Raw genomic sequence first — 19,297 nt, forward strand, 5'->3', positions numbered from 1 at the left:
TTGGGTTGAGTGCGATCGAACCCTTCGCCCAACACTTTCCTCTTTAGCGCTGACGGTCAAATTTTATTAAGTGGCGGTATCGATCTTACTCTTAAATTGTGGGATTTCGCCACCGGATGTTGTATGAGGATGTTGATGGGCGATCGGCTGTATGAAGGCATGAATATTCAAGGTGCAACGGGATTGACGAATGCTCAAAAAACGACACTGAAAGCGTTAGGATCGTTGGTGTAGCTGGCGTGTGGTGTGGGGAAAATTATAATGGTCTTGAAAATTTCGATCGACACCTATGGGGTCACTTTATGGAGCCAAATGATACATCTGCCCGATACGACCGAATAGCCCAATGGTGGCAAGCTAAACATCAAGATTCAACCTACGGGATTGCCCAATTAGAACGGGCGATCCAATTTAGTTCCAAGCAGCACGCAGCACTTGATGTCGGGTGTGGAAGTAGCGGGCGTTTTATTAACAGCTTATTCAACCATGGATTTCAGCCTGAAGGACTTGATATTTCTAGCGCAATGATCGATTTAGCCCAGCGCCTACATCCAGAAATCACCTTTTACCGGGAAGACATTTGTGATTGGCAGCCGCCGAAACTTTACAGCCTGATTGCAGCGTGGGACAGCACTTTTCATCTACCACTTAACAAGCAAGCGCCTATGATGAAAAAGCTATGCGATGCGCTTGAACCCGATGGAATCCTCCTTTTCACCTGTGGCGGCGGACATACAAGCAGCGAGATTTCGGGGGCATTTCAGGGTCAAGACTTTGAGTACAGCACTTTGGGAGTAGATACTTTCCTGCGAATTCTGGCGGAGCATCATTGCACCTGCCGTCATCTAGAATATGACCAGTATCCTGAAAATCATGTTTATATCATTGCCCAAAAGACCTAATCTATCATTCGCACAATAAAACTGTGGGAGAGCGCGACAGGACACTGTATCAAAACATTGATGGGCGATCGATGTTCTGCGGGGCAAGCAGGCGATCGCGCAAGCCTTGTGGGTCGAATTTTGCTTGATTCATAGCGCGAATCTCTTGCGATTGCTGCCGTCGCTGTTGCAAGTACGCTTCTACTTCCGATTCGTGGTTGAGATAGAAGGCGATGGTGGCATAAACGTCAGCTAGATTCAGAGATGGATAACGATAAACAGTTTCCTCTGCGGTCGCGCCCTGCTGAAAGACAGCGATTACAGTATCTAATGTAACGCGAGTTTTTCCAATGAGAATCACACCATCTTCATTTGCATTTAAAGGAGCCGGTTCAGCTACGATTGTCAGTGTCATAAGCATATTCAAATTCAATATCCCAATAGTAGCAAATCCACTCGTCGCGCTTCCAACATTGCAGCCACCTCCTCATCTGTCGGTGCGGGTTGGTCTGTCTTTAGCAAGCCTCGCATCCGCTGAATCGCACCAGAACGATCGACCCCGGTAACTCGCCGATCTTGTAAGGACTCAATGATGGCGCCCACTAACGCAAGGCGATCGCTCGGTGGCAGTTTGAAGACGTGTTCCTTGACTTCTTGTAGTAACATAGACGGCTCCTAAGATTGAAGGTGTCTACCGTCTAGTATGAACGATTGCGTTTTCCATGACCAGCTTGATTCCCTCCACGACAGCTTCGTAAGAGCCATCACACCACTAAGCACCCTACAAGTTGGCATATTTCCTGTGGTTTCGGTAACTTGGGTGACAAGTTTTCATTCTGTTCTCGACCTTTGCCAAATATTAGCCTGTGGCTGCGGAGCTGGCAAATTTGTCAGTTATCTTTAGCGCTGACTGTCAATTTTTATTAAGTGGCGGTCTCGCTACTTGGGTCGCCAACATTGGGGCGATCGCACTGATATAATCCAAATATATAATTATGATGGAACCGGAAACCATATTATTTATATAACAGGATTTAAGCTATGTCTCGCCTGTCTTCCTTCCTACTGTTTGCCTTGGTGTTGCTATTTCCCTCGAAAACCTTCGCCCAAATCGTCCCCGATAATACTTTGGGCACGGAAAGTTCGCGCATTGTTCCCGATACTATCAACAACTTACCCTCAGATAGAATTACCGGCGGCGCAACTCGCGGGGTTAACCTATTTCACAGTTTCGGCGAATTCAACATCAATCAAGGGCGGGGAGCTTATTTTGCCAATCCCAGCGGAATTGCTAACATTTTTACCCGCGTTACGGGCGGTAAATCCTCAAATATTTTAGGAAATTTGGGAGTTTTAGGCAATGCTAATTTATTTTTAATTAACCCCAAAGGCATTGTATTCGGTCCCAATGCGCGGTTAGATTTGCGCGGTTCGTTTTTGGCTTCTTCTGCGACAGGCGCGGTGTTTAATAACGGTTTTGAATTTAGCGCTGCTAATCCCAACGCAGTACCTTTGTTAGCGATTAATATTCCTGTGGGTTTAAGCTTTCGAGACAATCCCGGTGCAATTGTCAATACTTCGAGAGTTACTCAAAAAATTGAAGGTACAGAAATACCTGTCGGTTTAGCAGTTGCTCCCGGTCAAACCTTAGCAATGGTAGGAGGAAATTTAATTTTTAATAATGGTTTTGCCAGCGCTTTTAGCGGTAATATTCAATTAGGGAGCGTCGCCAGTCCGGGTTTAGTAAGCTTTAACATCGCGCCTACTGGCTTAGGTTTAGATTATACAAATATTGCCAAATTTGGCAACATTGAATTATCAGGTTTATCGGCGGTGACGGCGAGCGGGCCTGCTGGTGGCTCGATCGCGCTCCGGGGTTCAAATGTGATTTTGCGCGATCGGGCTTCCCTAGTTTCCGATACATTGGGAAGTCTCAACGGCCGCGATATTACAGTTGATACAGCACAGTTAAGAATATTAGACCAAGCCTTTATTTCAACTGGTACTACCGGGACGGGAGCCGGAGGAAATGTCAGCATCCGCGCGACAGATGCTGTAGAAATTACAGGAATAGGATTTGATAACTTTCGGCGCAATGTTCTCGATGCCGGCACAACAGGAACTGCTAGCTTTTCAACCAGGCAAAGCGGCATAGCTGTCGGGACGGTGGGCGCGGGTGCGGCGGGGAATATTACAGTTGATACTAAGCAACTAATGCTCCGAGAAGGCGCGTTAATCATCAACCCGAGTTACGGTGCAGGAGCAGGGGGGAATGTGGCAATTAAAGCTTCTGAATCAGTCGAAGTCAGCGAATCTGGGCTGTTCACCACCGCGATCGATCGAGGTAGGGGAGGCAATTTAATAGTTGATACCGCAAAGCTAACTGTGCGTAATGGGTCAGTTTTATCAAGTGCAACTGTGGGTGCAGGTAATGGTGGAAACTTAATCGTGAAAGCTTCTGACTCGGTACTACTCACAGAATACCGATTAGATAGTACCTTCGGTACTGGTATTATCACTAACAGTATTGGCGGTACGGGAAACGCGGGAAATATAGAAATTAATACACCCTCTTTACTGATCGAAGGGGGAACTTCGATCAGTTCTACCAGCGGAGTTACATCTAGAAATGGTGTGATTCCTGCTGTCGGTAGGGGTGGAAACATTACCATAAATGCTGCAGACTCTGTGACACTAACCGGTAGCCGCCAAAGTGACAGCTTATCAGCGGCTCGTATTGCTCGCAGTCAATTAATTACCGGAACTGTTGCGGGTGGTAGTTCTGGAGATTTGAGGATTAATACTAGGCGATTGACTGTTGAAGGTGCAGCGGCCATAGGAGCATCTACTCTAGGTGCGGGTAATGGCGGAAATATCATTGTCAATGCTTCGGAATCGGTAAAACTGATTGGAACCACAGATAATTTGTCTGCTTCCGGTATAGCAACCGCTTCGGGAGAGACTGTGTATCAGACTTTATTTCGGCTTGCTCCCCCCACGGGCGCGGCGGGAAACATCAGCATTACTACACCAAGCTTGACTGTAGGGGATGGGGCGACGATCGCTGTCGGGAGTTTGGGTTCGGGACGCAGTGGTAATATTAATGTTGTCGCAAATTCGATCGCCCTCGACAACAAAGCCAGTATTGACGGCACGACTGTATCCGGTGTCGGGGCAAATATTAACCTGCAAGCGCGAAATATCCAGTTGCGACGCGGGAGCAGAATTACAACAGATGCAGGTACTTCTGAGGGTGGAAACATCAACATTAACAGCGATACTTTGGCTGCTTTACCCAAGGAAAATAGCGATATTACTGCTAATGCGCGATCGGCCGGGGGAGGTCGGGTTAAGATTAATGTCCCCAATGTTTTCGGCTTTAGCGCCGTTAGCCGCGAACAAGTGCGAGGAAATTTGGAATTAACAGATGCTCAATTTGCAGATTTGCAAGTAACTCCTACTTCTCTGCTTCAAAGCAGCGACATCGCCGCGATTTCCCAAAGCGGGGGCCCGGCTTTGCAAGGTACTGTTACTTTTAGTTCTTCTGGGGTGAATCCGGCTCAAGGTTTAGTGGAACTGCCGCAAAATTTGGTCGATCGGGCGGCGTTAATTGCTGCAAATCCCTGCATAAAAAGGGGCGAGAACGAGTTTACCGTCACTGGCAAAGGGGGAGTGCCGGCGAGTCCTAACGATGTTCTCAGCAGCGAATCTGCACCGTTTCCGTGGGTGGAAGGTTCGGCAGCGGATTCTGTAACGGATGTCACGGATGTCACGGATGTCACGGATAGAGGTTCGAGGGAAGAAAGGGAAAAAAAAGCTCAGGAAGTTGTTCCGGCGCGCGGTTGGGTGGTGAATGAGAAAGGGGAGGTGACGCTGGTGGGTGCGGAAGTTGCGGGTGATTTTCCCCAGCGCACTCCTCATCCCCTGTCGGTTTGTCAGCCGCGATGAGTCCAAAATAGTTAAAGTTTTAAAATTGGTCTAGTTGTCAGCTAAGGCTCGAAAACTTAATAAGTTAAACACCTCCTACATTCTTCTCTCCTGTAAGTTGCAAGAAAGAAGGAGGCAGAGCCTCCGCACCTGCATTACCAGGCTCTTCCTGGTAACGAGCAACGAGCAATTTTCATTCCTAACAAAAGGTTAATTATGGTTTTCCAAAATCTCGAATTCAGGAAATTATCTAAAATTAACGAACTAAAAGACCGAGAAAAATACTATATAGCAGGAGCGAGTTACCTGTTACTTTTGAGTTTTTACTTGTGCCTTTTTCCCGATCGCGCGATCGGCCAAATCGTCCCCGATAATACTTTGGGCCCGGAAAGTTCGCGCCTTGTCCCCGATACTGTCAACAACTTACCCTCAGATAGAATTACCGGCGGCGCAACTCGCGGGGTTAACCTATTTCACAGTTTCGGCGAATTCAACATCAATCAAGGGCGGGGAGCTTATTTTGCCAATCCCAGCGGAATTGCTAACATTTTTACCCGCGTTACGGGCGGTAAATCCTCAAATATCTTAGGAACTCTGGGAGTTTTAGGCAATGCTAATTTGTTTTTAATTAACCCCAAAGGCATTGTATTCGGCCCAAATGCCCGGTTAGATTTGCGCGGTTCGTTTGTAGGTTCAACGGCTGACAGTGTTGTGTTTAATAACGGCTTAGAATTCAGCAGCACCAACCCGCAAACATCACCGCTATTAACAGTTAATATTCCCGTTGGTTTAAGATTTAGAGACAATCCCGGTACAATTGTCAATCAATCGACGGCGACGGGAAAGAGCAACCTGCCAGCATCTCCCGTGCCAATTCCGATTACTAATCGAGTTGGTTTAGCCGTAGACCCAGGTCAAACTTTAGCACTGATTGGCGGCGACATCCAAATCCCAGGCGGCAATTTAACCGCCAATGGCGGACAAATTTTGCTCGGTAGTGCAGCCAGTCCCGGTTTAGTTAATTTGGCACTGACATCGGGCCTGCAGCAGGGAAGTTTAAGTTTAAATTATGACAAAATTCAGAACTTCGGCAATATTCAAATATCCGATGGAACGCTCATAAATACCAGCGGCACCGGTGGCGGCCGAGTAGAGTTAAAAGGTGGAAATATCACCCTCGACGCTGCGCGATTTTATGCGATTACACTGGGCAATATTGATGGTAGAGGTATCGATATCGATGCCCAAAAGTTGCGATCGCAAAACGGCACGCAATTTTCTACCCTGACTCTAGGAGACGGTGCCGGAGGTAATATCAATTTCCGTGCTGCTGATTCAATAGAAATGAGCGGGCTGGGAGTTGATGCCTTTCAACAGGTGGCAATTACATACCTGGTATCGGGAACCACAGACCCGTTCGGCCCGCTATTTACGCTGTTTAATGCTAGTGCTGGTGCTGGTGCTGGGGGGAGTATTACCTTCGAGACCGGACGCTTGCTATTCAACAATGGGGTACTCGGTAGCGGGATAACTTTTGGTAGTGGAAGGGGCGGCAATTTGATTGTTCGCGCCAATACTTTTGAGATGGTGGGTTCTGGAGTCAATAACGGGACGGCGAAAGAAAGTACCGGCGCGGGAGGAGGTATTAGTATTGATGTCAGTCGATTAATTATGCGCGACGGTTCTCTTCTGGGTACTACGAGTTACAGCAGCGGCCCGTCTGGGAGTATTAATGTTAAAGCTGCTGAATCAGTCGAATTGTTTAACAGCGGCCCGAGAACAGTTGTGTCAACTGGAATCAGCACGCTAACTATCGGTTCTACCGGCCCTGCAGGGAATATTAATGTTGATACGAAGCGGTTGAGTCTCTCTGGCGGTTCTGCGTTTACATTAGGAACTGGTGTTTTAGTTGGCAGGTTTTTGTTTTCTCAGGATGGCGGGCCTGCTGGAAATTTAACAGTTAGGGCGACTGAATCAGTAGAAATTTCAGGTATTTCTCAAGTTTTGACTAGCGGAATTCAGAATGCTAGCGCCCTGACTTCTGGAACTTTGAGTTCTAGTCGGGGCGGGGATATTCGTGTTGATACGCCCAGCCTGATTGTGCGGGATGGGGGGATAGTTTCTACGAGTTCTTTGGGTAGGGGAGATGTGGGGAATATTACTGTGAATGCCGATCGCATTCAAGTCAGCGGCAGCGGCAATAACGGTTTGTTTGTCAGTACAATAGATGCTTCGGTTGGCAAGACATTCGGTACTAATCCCGATGCTACAGCAAATGCTGGCTCGTTGAATCTGACGGCGCGCGATCGACTAACTGTCGCAAATGGAGCTACAATCACGGTGCAGGCTACGGGAACCGGACGCGCTGGTAATATTAATGTTGTCGCAAAGTCGATCGCCCTTGACAACAAAGCAAGAATTGACGGCACAACCGTATCGGGTACCGGAGCAAATATTAACCTGCAAGCACAAGACATCGAATTGCGCCGCGGGAGTCGAATTACCACCGATGCGGGCAATTCTGACGGCGGCAACATCAACATCAACAGCGGCATTCTTGTCGCCCTCCCCCAAGACAACAGCGACATCACCGCTAACGCCCGCACAGCAGCCGGCGGGCGCGTCAGCGTCAATGTCCCCAGTGTTTTTGGCTTTAGTGCAGTTACTCGCGAACAAGTCAGAAGCAGGTTGAATCTGGATGACGCGCAATTTGCAGATTTGCAAGTAAGTCCTACTTCCCTACTTGGGAGTAGCGACATCGCCGCGATTTCCCAAAACGCCGGCCCGGCTTTGCAAGGGGCGGTAACATTCGGCGCCTCTGGGGTGAATCCCGCTCAAGGTTTAGTGGAACTGCCGCAAAATTTAGTCGATCGGGCGGCATTAATTGCTGCAAATCCCTGTCTCGAAGGGGGTGAGAACGAGTTTACAGTCACCGGCAAAGGGGGAGTGCCACCGAGTCCTAACGATGTTCTCAACAGCGAATCTGCACCGTTTCCGTGGGTGGAAGGTTCGGCAGCGGATTCTGTAACGGATGTCACGGATGTCACGGATGTCACGGATAGAAGTTCGAGGGAAGAAACGGAAAAAAAAGCTCAGGAAGTTGTTCCGGCGCGCGGTTGGGTGATGAATGCAAAAGGGGAAGTTACGCTGGTGGCTGCGGAAGTTGCGGGTCAATTTCCACAGCGCACGAGGCATCCTATTTCGGTTTGTCAGGCCCGATGACCTGAAAATAGCTGATGTTGGAAAAATTATTTCCGAATGTCAGCTAACAAAAGGTTATATCAAATCCTCTCTTCATCGGAATAGTAAATTCACTGTTGACTGTTGACTGTTGACTGTTGACTGTTAACATCATGTATGAGTGCAACCGGAATTGATATTAATTATGCTTTTTCAAAATCTATAATTGTGGGAATTAAGCAACATGAATCAGCTAAAAGACCGAGACAAATACTATATTTCAGTTTTCAAGTGGATGAAATACAGTAGGAAGGCAGCAGTGCCTTGTCCCTACCCGATATCGGTACTTAAGTCCACAGAAAACCGCTATCTTTCAGGAGCTATTTACCTGTTACTTTTGAGTGGTTATTGGTGCTTTTTTCCCGTCAGCGCGATCGGCCAAATCATCCCCGACAGCAGCTTGGGTGCAGAAAGTTCCCGAACTGTTTCTGATACTATCAACAACTTACCCTCAGATAGAATCACTGGCGGCGCAACTCGCGGAGTAAATTTATTTCACAGTTTCCGAGAATTTAACGTCGGTGAAGGCAGAGGAGCATATTTGGCCAATCCTCATGGGATTGCTAATATTTTCACTCGCGTTACTGGTGGCAATCCTTCCAATATTTTAGGTGTTTTGGGAGTGCAAGGCAATGCCAATTTATTTTTACTTAATCCCAAAGGAATTCTCTTCGGCCCTAATGCGAGGTTAGATTTACGCGGTTCATTTATTGGTTCAACTGGTAGCGGGGTTCTCTTCGATAACGGCTTTGAATTTAGTGCAGCTAATTCTAATGCAGTGCCATTATTAGCGATTAATATTCCTGTGGGTTTGAGATTTCGAGAAAATCCTGGCCCAATTGTCAATCAGTCAATTGCTCCTAACCCATCACCGCCTGACATTCCTTTACCCGTACCAATTTTTGATAATATTGGTTTAGCAGTAGACCCCGGTCAAACCTTAGCCCTAGTAGGGGGAAATATCCAATTCAACGGGGGAATTGCTACCGCCAGTACCGGACAAATTCTTCTGGGAAGCGTCAAAAGTCCAGGTTTAGTGCAATTTGAAACTACCGCTTTAGGTCTGAATTTAAACTATACCAATATTCAGAACTTCGGCAATATTGACATGAACAGTGCATTGATCAATACCAGCGGATCAGGAGGTGGAAGAATTGACATCAGGGGTGGAAATGTCACTCTCAGTAATTCAGGAATTTATGGCTTGACACTAGGAAATATAGACGGCAGAGGCATTAACATCAATGCCCAAAACTTACGATTAGATCGGGGATCGCAAATTTTCACCACGACACTGGGAGAGGGGAAAGGGAGCAATATTAATATTCGCGCTACTGACTTGGTAGAAATGATCGGCCTAGGAATTGAGGGCTATCAGCAGCTTACAGAAAATTTTCAGACATCTGGAACAGGGAACCCTTTTATTTCGCAAATTGTTTTGTTTACTAGCACTATTGGCAGTGGAGCCGCCGGGGACATTAACATTGAAGCCGGACGACTGTTGATGAGCAATGGGGTAGTGGCCGGTGCTCCCACCTTTGGTGCTGGGAATGGCGGAAATCTGACTATCCGCGCCAATACCGTCGAACTCGTCAGTTCAGCGCTCTATAACGGAACAACGAACGAAAGCACCGGTCAAGGCGGAAACATTACTGTTGAAGCCCAACGGTTAATGCTGCGCGATGGCGGTGCTTTTGCCAGCTTCAGCCTTAGTGATGGAGCATCGGGGAATATTGCGATTAAAGCCAGTGAATCTGTGGAATTGTCGGGTAGTCTCCCTGTAGGTTTAGGGCAAACTCGGCTCGGTACAAATACTTTTGAGGGGAATGGAAAAGGTGGGGATATTACGATCGACACTAAGCGGCTGAGTGTTTCTAATGGAGCCACAATTAGTTTAACGACGGGTGCGATTTTTGGCGAAGTTGTGTTTTCTACAAGTGGGGGGACTGGAGGAAATTTAACAGTGAGAGCCTCCGAGTCTATAGAAGTGAGCGGCGAGTCAAGATTTTTGGGGAATGCGGGCTATGTAGCAAGTTCTTTTGTTACTCAAACTGCAAGTTCTGGTAGGGGTGGAGATATCCGCCTCTCAACACCTAAACTAACTGTGCAGAATGGTGGCGTTATTTCTGCGGCTTCTTTGGGTATAGCAAATGCAGGAGATATTACAATTAATGCCGATCGCTTAAAAGTGCAAGGTATTGGGAGTAACAGTCGGTTGAGGAGTGGAATTGAAGCCTCGGCTGGTAGGGCGTTTAATGCTATTAATTCCAATGCTACCGGAAATGCAGGCTCGTTGAATTTGAATGCTAATCAATTGATTATTCGGGATAGTGCAGTGGTTAATGTTCAATCTTCAGGAACAGGTAGGGCTGGCAATATTAACGTTGTCGCCGACTCAATTGCTCTGGATAATAAAAGCATAATTGATGGCACGACTGTATCGGGTAGAGGAGCAAATATTAACCTGCGATCGCAAGACATCCTATTGCGCCGCGGAAGCAGAATTACAACGGATGCAGGTAGTTCTGACGGTGGAAACATCAATATTAACAGCAGTCTTCTCGCTGCTCTCCCCAAGGAAAATAGCGATATTACTGCGAATGCGCGATCGGCCCAAGGTGGCCGCGTAAATGTCAATGTCCCCAATGTCTTGGGCTTTGCAGGAGTGGGGCGCGAACAAATCAGAAGCAGGTTGAATCTCAGTGACGCGCAATTTGCAGATTTGCAAGTAAGTCCTACTTCTCTGCTTCCCACCAGCGATATTGCGGCTATTTCCCAAAGTGGCGGCCCGGCTTTGCAAGGGACAGTAACGTTTAGCCCTGCTGGGGTGAATCCCGCTCAAGGTTTAGTGGAACTGCCACAAAATTTAGTCGATCGGGCGGCGTTAATTGCTGCAAATCCCTGTCTCGAAGGGGGCGAGAACGAGTTTACAGTCACTGGAAAAGGGGGAGTGCCACCGAGTCCTAACGATGTTCTCAACAGCGAATCTGCACCGTTTCCGTGGGTGGAAGGTTCGGCAGCGGATTCTGTAACGGATGTCACGGATGTCACGGATGTCACGGATAGAGGTTCGAGGGAAGAAAGGGAAAAAAAAGATCGGGAAGTTGTTCCGGCGCGGGGTTGGGTGGTGAATGCAAAAGGGGAAGTTACGCTGGTGGCTGCGGAAGTTGCGGGTCAATTTCCAGGGCGCACGAAGCACCAAGTGTCGGGTTGTCCGCCCCGATGAGCTCAAAATAGCTTATGCTTGAAAATTTTTCGCCGAATGTCAGCTAACAATAGGTTAATTATGGTTTTCCAATATCTCTTTTTCTGGCAACTATCCAAAATTAACGAACTCAAAGACCTAGATAAATACTATGTTTCAGGAGTGATTCAGCTTTTATTTGTGAGTTGTTACTTGTGCCTGTTTCCCACTTCGGGCCTCGCCCAAATCATCCCCGACAGCAGCTTGGGTGCAGAAAGTTCGCGAACTGTTTCTGATACTATCAACAACTTACCCTCAGATAGAATCACTGGCGGCGCAACTCGCGGAGTAAATTTATTTCACAGTTTCCGAGAATTTAACGTCGGTGAAGGCAGAGGAGCATATTTGGCCAATCCTCATGGGATTGCTAATATTTTCACTCGCGTTACTGGTGGCAATCCTTCCAATATTTTAGGTTTTTTGGGAGTCCAAGGAAATGCCAACTTATTTTTACTTAATCCCAAAGGAATTGTCTTCGGCCCCAATGCGCGGTTAGATTTACGTGGTTCATTTATTGGTTCAACTGGTAGCGGAATTCTTTTTGATAATGGCTTTGAATTTAGCGCCGCTAATTCTAATGCAGTCCCATTATTAGCAATTAATATTCCTGTGGGTTTTAACTTTAGAGAAAATCCCGGCACAATTGTCAACTCTTCCCAAGCAATCGGCCCCACACCAATCTTACCACCATTACCCGTAGAAATTCCAGTTTCTAACAAACTTGGTTTAGCAGTAGATCCCGGTCAAACCTTAGCCTTAATTGGTGGTGACATTCAACTGCAAGGTGGAAATTTAACTGCTTATACCGGACAAATATTATTGGGAAGTATGAAAAGTCCAGGTTTAGTACAATTTGAACCAACCGCTTTAGGTTTGAATTTAAACTATCGCAATATTCAGAACTTCGGCAATATTGAAATGAACGGTGCTTTTATAAATACCAGCGGATTAGGAGGTGGAAAAATTGACATCCAAGGTGGAAATGTCACCGTCAGCGGTTCAGGAATTTATAGCTTGACACTAGGGGATATTGATGGGAGAGGAATTGATATTAATTCTCACAATTTACGAGTAGATAAAGGAGCGCAAATTCTTACTTCAACTCTGGGGGATGGAAAGGGGAGTAATATTAATATCCGCGCTACTGACTCAGTAGAAATGATTGGGTTGGGAATAGGAGGCTATCAGCGATTTTATACCCAATATATATTATCTGGAACTCTTAACCCATTTGATCCCCAAATTGTAATTAATAGTGGTACTGTCGGTAGTGGAGCCGCTGGAGAGGTTAATATCCATACCGGACGGTTGCTGCTGCGGGATGGGGTGGTGGGCGGTAGCGCTACCTTGGGTGGTGGAAATGGGGGAAATCTGACTGTCCGCGCTAACACCTTCGAGATCGTCAGTTCAGCAATCAATAATGGAACAACTAAAGAAAGTACCGGCTCTGGCGGCAGCATTAATATTGAGGCCGAACGGTTAATTATACGGGATGCTGGTGGTTTGGTTAGCATCAGCCGTAGTGATGGAGCATCGGGGAATATCGCGATTAAAACAACTGAATCTGTAGAATTGTCGGGTGGCATTTCTGGAAGTGCGGCGCAAACTCGTATAGGTACGAACTCTTTTGATGGCAATGGCAAATCCGGGGATATTACCATCGATACTAAGCGGCTAACTGTTACTGATGGAGCCTCAATTAGTTTATCTACTGGTGCAGTTATTGGGCAAGTCGTATTTTCTAGGAATGGGGGGTTAGGAGGAAATTTAAGTGTGAGAGCTTCCGAGTCAATTGAAGTTAGCGGCGTGTCTGGAGTTTTGGGAAATGTAGGATTCGGAGCGAGTGCTTTGGCTACTCAAACTTCAAGTTCTGGTCGGGGTGGAGATATCTACCTCTCTACGCCCATACTCAATCTGCGGAATGGGGGGATTATTTCTGCGGCTTCGTTGGGTGCAGTAGATGCCGGAAATATTACAATTGATGCCGATCGCATAGAAGTCCAAGGTATGGGGAGTAACGGTCGTTTTGCAAGTAGAATTGAGGCTTCGGCTGGCAGTTTTTCTATTATTGTCAACCCCAACGCTACGGGGAATGCTGGCTCATTGAATCTAAATGTAAATCGATTGAGTATCCGGGATGGAGCAACGGTTAGCGTTCAGTCTTTAGGAAGGGGAAGCGCGGGAAATATTAATGTTGTAGCTGACTCAATTGCCTTGGATAACAAAGCGAGTATTGACGGTACAACTGACTCTGGCGGTGGGGGAAATATTAATATCAAGGCGCAAGATATCCAGTTGCGACGCGGGAGCAGAATTACAACGGATGCTGGTATTTCTGATGGTGGCAATATCAATATTAACAGTAATATTCTGGCTGCTTTACCCAAGGAAAATAGCGATATTACTGCGAATGCGCGATCGGCCCAAGGTGGCCGCGTGAATGTCAATGTCCCCAATGTTTTTGGGTTTACAGCAGCCACTCGCGAACAGGTTCGAGGTACTTTGGGATTAACAGATGCTCAATTTGCAGATTTGCAAGTAAGTCCTACTTCTCTAGTTCCTACTAGCGATATTGCGGCTATTTCCCAAAGTGGCGGCCCGGCTTTGCAAGGGACAGTAACGTTTAGCCCTGCTGGGGTGAATCCCGCTCAAGGTTTAGTGGAACTGCCACAAAATTTAGTCGATCGGGCGGCGTTAATTGCTGCAAATCCCTGTCTCGAAGGGAGCAAGAACGAGTTTACAGTCACCGGCAAAGGGGGAGTGCCACCGAGTCCTAACGATGTTCTCAACAGCGAATCTGCACCGTTTCCGTGGGTGGAAGGTTCGGCAGCGGATTCTGTAACGGATGTCACGGATGTCACGGATTTCACGGATAGAGGTTCGAGGGAAGAAAGGGAAAAAAAAGATCGGGAAGTTGTTCCGGCGCGGGGTTGGGTGATGAATGCAAAAGGGGAAGTTACGCTGGTTGGATACAATCCGGGTAATGCTGCTGACTCTCGCAATCCTCGATCGAACTCTCGTTGTGTGCCGCGCTAAAAAGCTGAAAAAGGGGAAGCTTTCTGATAGCCCAATACGATTTACTTAAGTTATAAGTTCTAGGGTGCGTCGCTACGTTGACTTAAGTAAACCGTATTGAAATATATTAAGCTGTTGTGCATTTAAATTGTATAGAGCTCATTTGATATCTATTCTGCGTAAATCTCAGAAACCGGGCTTCTCTCTATATTTCTCGTCACCCAACCAAAAACTCTAAGAATACCCGGTTTTTCGCCCCTTGTGTAAATCTCAGAAACCAGTTTCTCTCTATATTTATCGTCACCCAACCCAAAAACTCAAAGATATCAAATGGGTTCTATATTTTGGCGATCAAAAATCTTCTCTCCCAATCTCCCAATCTCCCAATCTCCCAATCTCCCAATCTCCCAATCTCCCAATCTCCCCCTCTATCACCATACACAATCTAGATACAACAACTTATGTATCCTCATCAAGGACTTCCAGCACTGATTTGGGCAACAATTTATCTTTAAACCAAACTACTTTTGCTGGCACATCTTTTACATTCACCCCAGCTTTTTCCAAATTTAGACGTTCGGAAATCGCTAAAATCAAATTATCGCATTCAGACTTTTGTACTTGAGCAAATTTCTTTTGTAAATACTCCGGCCGCCAATAGCCAACTATTTCTAATATAAACACTCGCCCGTCGGGATGCACTAAGCGAAAGTCGGGAATCATCACGCTTCCGGGAATCGGAATTAAGTCAACTTCTCGTTCGAGTTTCCACTCGGTTTTTAAGCTGTCCCACCTGTCGGCAAATGCTGCTTCTAACATACTATCATAGGGTTTGCCTGGGGGATAGTGGCTGACTAAACCGCAGTCGGAATTTAGGGTGAATTTACCTGTTTTCACAACACCGCTAAAAGCATCTTTGGTTTGCAGGGTTGAGTGCATACTCCACTTGGTGACGTGTAGGAGTGCGGGCAGCATTTTGGCGAGGGCTAAGCCGTAGCGGGTGCTGGGTTTAAACAAGCTTGTGGGCCCGTCGATTGTGAGGGTAAAACCGTGGTCTGCATCGCCTTCAATGTAGGTCATTAACTGAAATAGTTTCAGATAGCGAAATAGGAGTTTGTATTCTCCTGGATCGTTGCGGTGGGCGGTTAATTTGACTTGACTGGCGCGGTAAAATATGCCTTGAACTTGAGAAAGGTTGTATCTGTGAAGCAAGTTTTCGGGTGTTGGTGCGTCAAATTGGGTGAGGATTTTGTTTTCGTTTAAATCGGCGTATAAACCTGTTTTGATTTCCTCGGTAACGACTTCTCTGTTTAAGTCTTGGCTGAGCTCTGTGGCTACTGTTTCGAGGGTTAATTGGGTGGATTGCGGGCTGGGAGTCGATCGCGCTGACAACGCAAATACTCGCTGTCTCAAGTCTGATGGTTCTAGGGGGCTGACGACTTCCAAGGTGGAGAAACCGCCCTTCAGCAGATGCGCTAATCCCCGTTTGAGGCGATAGTCGGGGCTGTCGCCTTCTAATTCTAGTAATCGTCCGTCGAGTTCGCCTTGGGTTTTGCCGATCGACTCTTGGAAACAGTTGATCATTTCTGTCGCTGCTTCTAAGTTTTTCGCATCTATCTTGAGACGTAGGGGAATGATTGATTCTCCGTTTTGGCGGTGGCTTAGTAAGTCGGTTGGTAGCATTTGTGAATAGTTTTATTTTTAACGAACCGCGAAGGCGCAAAGGACGCGAAGGGAAGAAGGAAGGAAGAAGTATTTAGGCTGACTACCAGGGAATTTCATCATCTTCTCCCCATTTTGCGGGTGATTCTGCGGCTTTTTTTGTGGTTTCTCGGTTGATTCCGTAAATTGGTGTTGGTTTGACAGTTTCTAATTTGGGATATGCTGTGGGCGGCGGTTCTATTTGTGTTTTTGGTTGGGGTTTGTGAGGCTGCATTCCTCCTCGGCGACGCTGGGATGTTCTTTCTTCGCTGGTGTCTTCGGTGACTACTTCGTAGAGAATTGCTAATTTGTTTGCATCGCTGCTTTTGCGGAGAACTCGACCCAATCTCTGGATGTATTCGCGTTCGCTTCCTGTACCTGACAATATAATAGCAATTCTGGCATCGGGTACGTCTACTCCTTCGTTGAGGACGTGGGAAGCGACGAGGGTTTTGTATTCGCCGCTGCGAAAGCGATCGAGGATTTCGTGACGTTCTTTGACTGGGGTTTGGTGGGTGATTGTGGGGATGAGAAATTCTTGGGAAATTCGGTAAACTGTGGCGTTGTCTCCGGTGAAAATTAGGGTGCGCTGGGGAGAGTGTTCTGCTAATATTTGAGCTAAAATTCGCAGTTTTCCTTCGGTACAAAGGGCGATTTCTTTGGCTTGGCGGTGGGCTAGCATGGCGCGTCTTCCCAAGGGCGATCGCGCGCTGGCCATGATAAACTGTTTCCATCCTTCGAGGCTGGATATTTTGATGTTAGACTGTTTTAAGAAGTCGTTGCGAAGGTTGATTAATTCGGCGTAGCGAGATCCTTCTTCTTTTGACAGTTTTACCATGATTTGAACTATTTTATGGTCGGCTAAGGCGTCGCCTGCCAAATCTTCTGGTCTTTTGCTATATACTGTCGGGCCGACGAGGAAATGTAAATCGCTGTGGCGGCCGTCAGTGCGATCTGGTGTTGCTGTCAGTCCGAGTCGAAAAGGGGCGATCGCATATTCGGATATTACTCGATAAAAGTCCGTTGGTAAATGGTGGCATTCGTCAAAAACCAACAACCCGTATTTATTACCCAAGGTTTCTGCATGAATGCTGGCGCTGTCGTAAGTTGCCACTAAAATTGGTGTTTTGTCCCGCGAACCTCCGCCCAACAATCCAATTTCGATGTCGGGAAAAGCAGCTTTCAAATTAGCGTACCACTGGTGCATTAAATCGAGAGTTGGTACTACAATTAATGTACTGCGACCCGTGACCTGCATGGCTAATTGTGCCAAATAAGTTTTGCCGGAAGCGGTGGGGAGGACTACTACTCCTTGGCTTCCTGCTTGCTGCCAAGCTGCTAAGGCTTCTTTTTGATGCGGGTAAGGCTGCATTGCGACGCTGGGTACGAGTTCGAGTGGTTCGTATCCCTTGGCTTCGTCGGTGAAATTAGTACACTCAGCTTGGAGAGATTCTACCAGCGGGCGGTAGTGAATTGCCCGAATTCGGAATTTTTCCACGCGATCGTCCCACGTAGCAAAGTCCACCCAGTCTCTGCCCTTGGGCGGCGGGTGCAACAATAGCGTTCCGCGATCGAATGTTAATGTAGGTATGCGTGGCATTTGTTTTTGAGAAGCGCTGAGTGCAAGCCTGTTAAATTATAGGCGATCGATCGAATATATTGACTCTTCTTGAAATTATCTGCGTTAATCCGTGTTAATCTACCCTAAATCTGCGATCGATCTAAAATTTAAGCAATTCAAATCCCACGGGATGAAAATCAAAAATTTGTTCGCCTAGCCCCAGCCGGATTGCCAAATCTAAAATTTCCAATGGTATTGTTCCGGTAGGAATTATTTTTAAGTTAGATTCGATCGATATAAGCCTGAGATTCAGAGGTTGTAGATGGAAATAGGCGTTCCCAAAGAAATCAAAGATTTAGAGTTTCGAGTAGGGCTCAGTCCCACAAGTGTCCGGGCTTGTTCCGACAAAGGTCACGCAGTTTTCGTCGAAACGAATGCTGGTGTTGGGGCCGGTTTTACCGACGAGGACTACCTTCAAGCAGGGGCTAAGATTGTATCAAAGGCTTCAGATGTCTGGAACCGGCAACTAATTGTTAAAGTTAAGGAACCGCTTCCGGTTGAGTATCCGCTGCTTCAAAAAGAGCAGTTGCTATTTACATATTTGCACTTAGCAGCCGATCGCGCATTAACCCAGCAATTAATCAACAGCGGAGTCCAAGCCATCGCCTACGAAACCGTCGAACTCCCCGACCGGAAATTGCCACTGCTAACACCGATGAGCATTATTGCAGGGCGTTTGGCCGTGCAGTTCGGAGCTCGGTATCTGGAACGGCAGCAAGGTGGCAGAGGCGTACTTTTGGGCGGCGTACCGGGGGTACAACCGGGCAAAGTTGTGATTTTGGGCGGCGGAATCGTCGGCACGGAAGCAGCCCGTATTGCTCTAGGAATGGGCGCTAGAGTGCAGATTTTGGATGTAAATGTCGATCGCCTAGCCTACTTAGAAACTCTGTTCGGTTCCAGAGTAGAATACCTCTACAGCAGTCCTTTACAAATAGAAGCAGTTATCTCCGATGCAGATTTGTTAATCGGCGCAGTTTTAGTGTTAGGCAAAAAAGCCCCCGTGCTCGTTTCTCGCGCATTTGTTGCCAAAATGCACCCCGGTTCTGTAATTGTTGACGTAGCCGTTGACCAAGGTGGCTGCGTGGAAACTTTGCGAGTAACTTCTCACACAAATCCTACTTATATCGAAGAAGAAGTTGTGCATTACGGCGTACCAAATATGCCCGGTGCAGTGCCTTGGACAGCGACCATAGCTTTGAATAACAGCACTTTGCCCTATGTTTTGCAGTTAGCAAATAACGGGATTAAAGCATTGGAAATGAATCCGAGTTTGGCGAAGGGATTGAACGTACAGAATCACAGATTGGTGCATCCGGCGGTGCGCGAAGTTTTCCCAGATTTAGCCGATTAATATCGTGTTCGGTCGATTTACAACGATAAAATTGGTTCGTAGTGCAGACTAAAGTCCGCACTACGAACCAAGCGTTAAATTGCTCGTTATATCAAATCCTGTAGCATCCGAATGATTCAGATATATATTCTCGGACTCTGTGTACTCTGTGTTCTAATAAGGTTAAATCATTCCAATGCAAGCGGAAACAATATTACCAGGCTCTACCTCTCTTTACCTCACCGCTTCTGAAGAGAGAAAAGTGTGGCAGATGTTTAAATTATTAAATTTTCATTTCTCAATTAGTGCGTCGAAACCCGGTTTCTCCGATAAATTTG

General features: G+C 46.9%; 11 protein-coding genes. 7 read left to right on the top strand and 4 right to left on the bottom strand.

Features of this window, described 5'->3' with window-relative positions:
* The first annotated feature begins 9 nt into the window (after nt 1-9).
* Nucleotides 10-234, top strand: a complete 225-nt coding sequence (locus QUA97_RS06475; protein WP_194067146.1) for a hypothetical protein — start codon at nt 10-12, stop codon at nt 232-234.
* Nucleotides 235-302: 68 nt separating this feature from the next.
* On the top strand, nt 303-902 hold the full coding sequence (locus QUA97_RS06480) for a class I SAM-dependent methyltransferase (RefSeq protein WP_194067145.1): 600 nt from the start codon (nt 303-305) through the stop codon (nt 900-902).
* A gap of 49 nt (nt 903-951) precedes the next feature.
* Here QUA97_RS06480 and QUA97_RS06485 read toward each other — a convergent pair whose 3' ends face one another.
* Both QUA97_RS06485 and QUA97_RS06490 read right to left on the bottom strand, forming a co-directional pair.
* A complete protein-coding gene (locus QUA97_RS06485; RefSeq protein WP_333193994.1) occupies nt 952-1,296 on the bottom strand; it encodes a DUF433 domain-containing protein in 345 nt (114 codons plus the stop codon).
* A gap of 14 nt (nt 1,297-1,310) precedes the next feature.
* Nucleotides 1,311-1,547, bottom strand: a complete 237-nt coding sequence (locus QUA97_RS06490) for a hypothetical protein (RefSeq protein WP_194067143.1) — start codon at nt 1,545-1,547, stop codon at nt 1,311-1,313.
* A gap of 375 nt (nt 1,548-1,922) precedes the next feature.
* Between QUA97_RS06490 and QUA97_RS06495 the strand changes: the two genes are divergently transcribed.
* The 4 genes from QUA97_RS06495 to QUA97_RS06510 all read left to right on the top strand — a co-directional run bounded on the left by QUA97_RS06495 (nt 1,923) and on the right by QUA97_RS06510 (nt 14,328).
* A complete protein-coding gene (locus tag QUA97_RS06495; protein ID WP_333193996.1) occupies nt 1,923-4,829 on the top strand; it encodes a two-partner secretion domain-containing protein in 2,907 nt (968 codons plus the stop codon).
* Between the two features lie 195 nt (nt 4,830-5,024).
* Entirely contained in the window at nt 5,025-8,030 is a 3,006-nt protein-coding gene (locus QUA97_RS06500) for an S-layer family protein (protein WP_333193998.1), read from the top strand.
* A 202-nt stretch (nt 8,031-8,232) separates the two neighbouring features.
* Nucleotides 8,233-11,274, top strand: a complete 3,042-nt coding sequence (locus QUA97_RS06505; protein ID WP_333194000.1) for an S-layer family protein — start codon at nt 8,233-8,235, stop codon at nt 11,272-11,274.
* 60 nt (nt 11,275-11,334) lie between these two features.
* Nucleotides 11,335-14,328: a two-partner secretion domain-containing protein gene (locus QUA97_RS06510; protein WP_194067140.1), complete on the top strand. Its 2,994-nt coding sequence runs from the start codon at nt 11,335-11,337 to the stop codon at nt 14,326-14,328.
* Nucleotides 14,329-14,766: 438 nt separating this feature from the next.
* Here QUA97_RS06510 and QUA97_RS06515 read toward each other — a convergent pair whose 3' ends face one another.
* Both QUA97_RS06515 and QUA97_RS06520 read right to left on the bottom strand, forming a co-directional pair.
* On the bottom strand, nt 14,767-15,990 hold the full coding sequence (locus QUA97_RS06515; RefSeq protein ID WP_194067139.1) for a DUF790 family protein: 1,224 nt from the start codon (nt 15,988-15,990) through the stop codon (nt 14,767-14,769).
* Between the two features lie 82 nt (nt 15,991-16,072).
* Entirely contained in the window at nt 16,073-17,608 is a 1,536-nt protein-coding gene (locus tag QUA97_RS06520) for a DEAD/DEAH box helicase (RefSeq protein WP_194067138.1), read from the bottom strand.
* A 283-nt stretch (nt 17,609-17,891) separates the two neighbouring features.
* Here QUA97_RS06520 and ald point away from each other — a divergent pair, with 283 nt between their 5' ends.
* Nucleotides 17,892-18,980, top strand: a complete 1,089-nt coding sequence (ald, locus tag QUA97_RS06525) for an alanine dehydrogenase (RefSeq protein ID WP_194067137.1) — start codon at nt 17,892-17,894, stop codon at nt 18,978-18,980.
* The last annotated feature ends 317 nt before the right edge of the window (nt 18,981-19,297 follow it).

It is taken from the genome of Microcoleus sp. CZ3-B2, assembly GCF_036705055.1.
In the GTDB taxonomy this organism is placed as follows: domain Bacteria; phylum Cyanobacteriota; class Cyanobacteriia; order Cyanobacteriales; family Microcoleaceae; genus Microcoleus.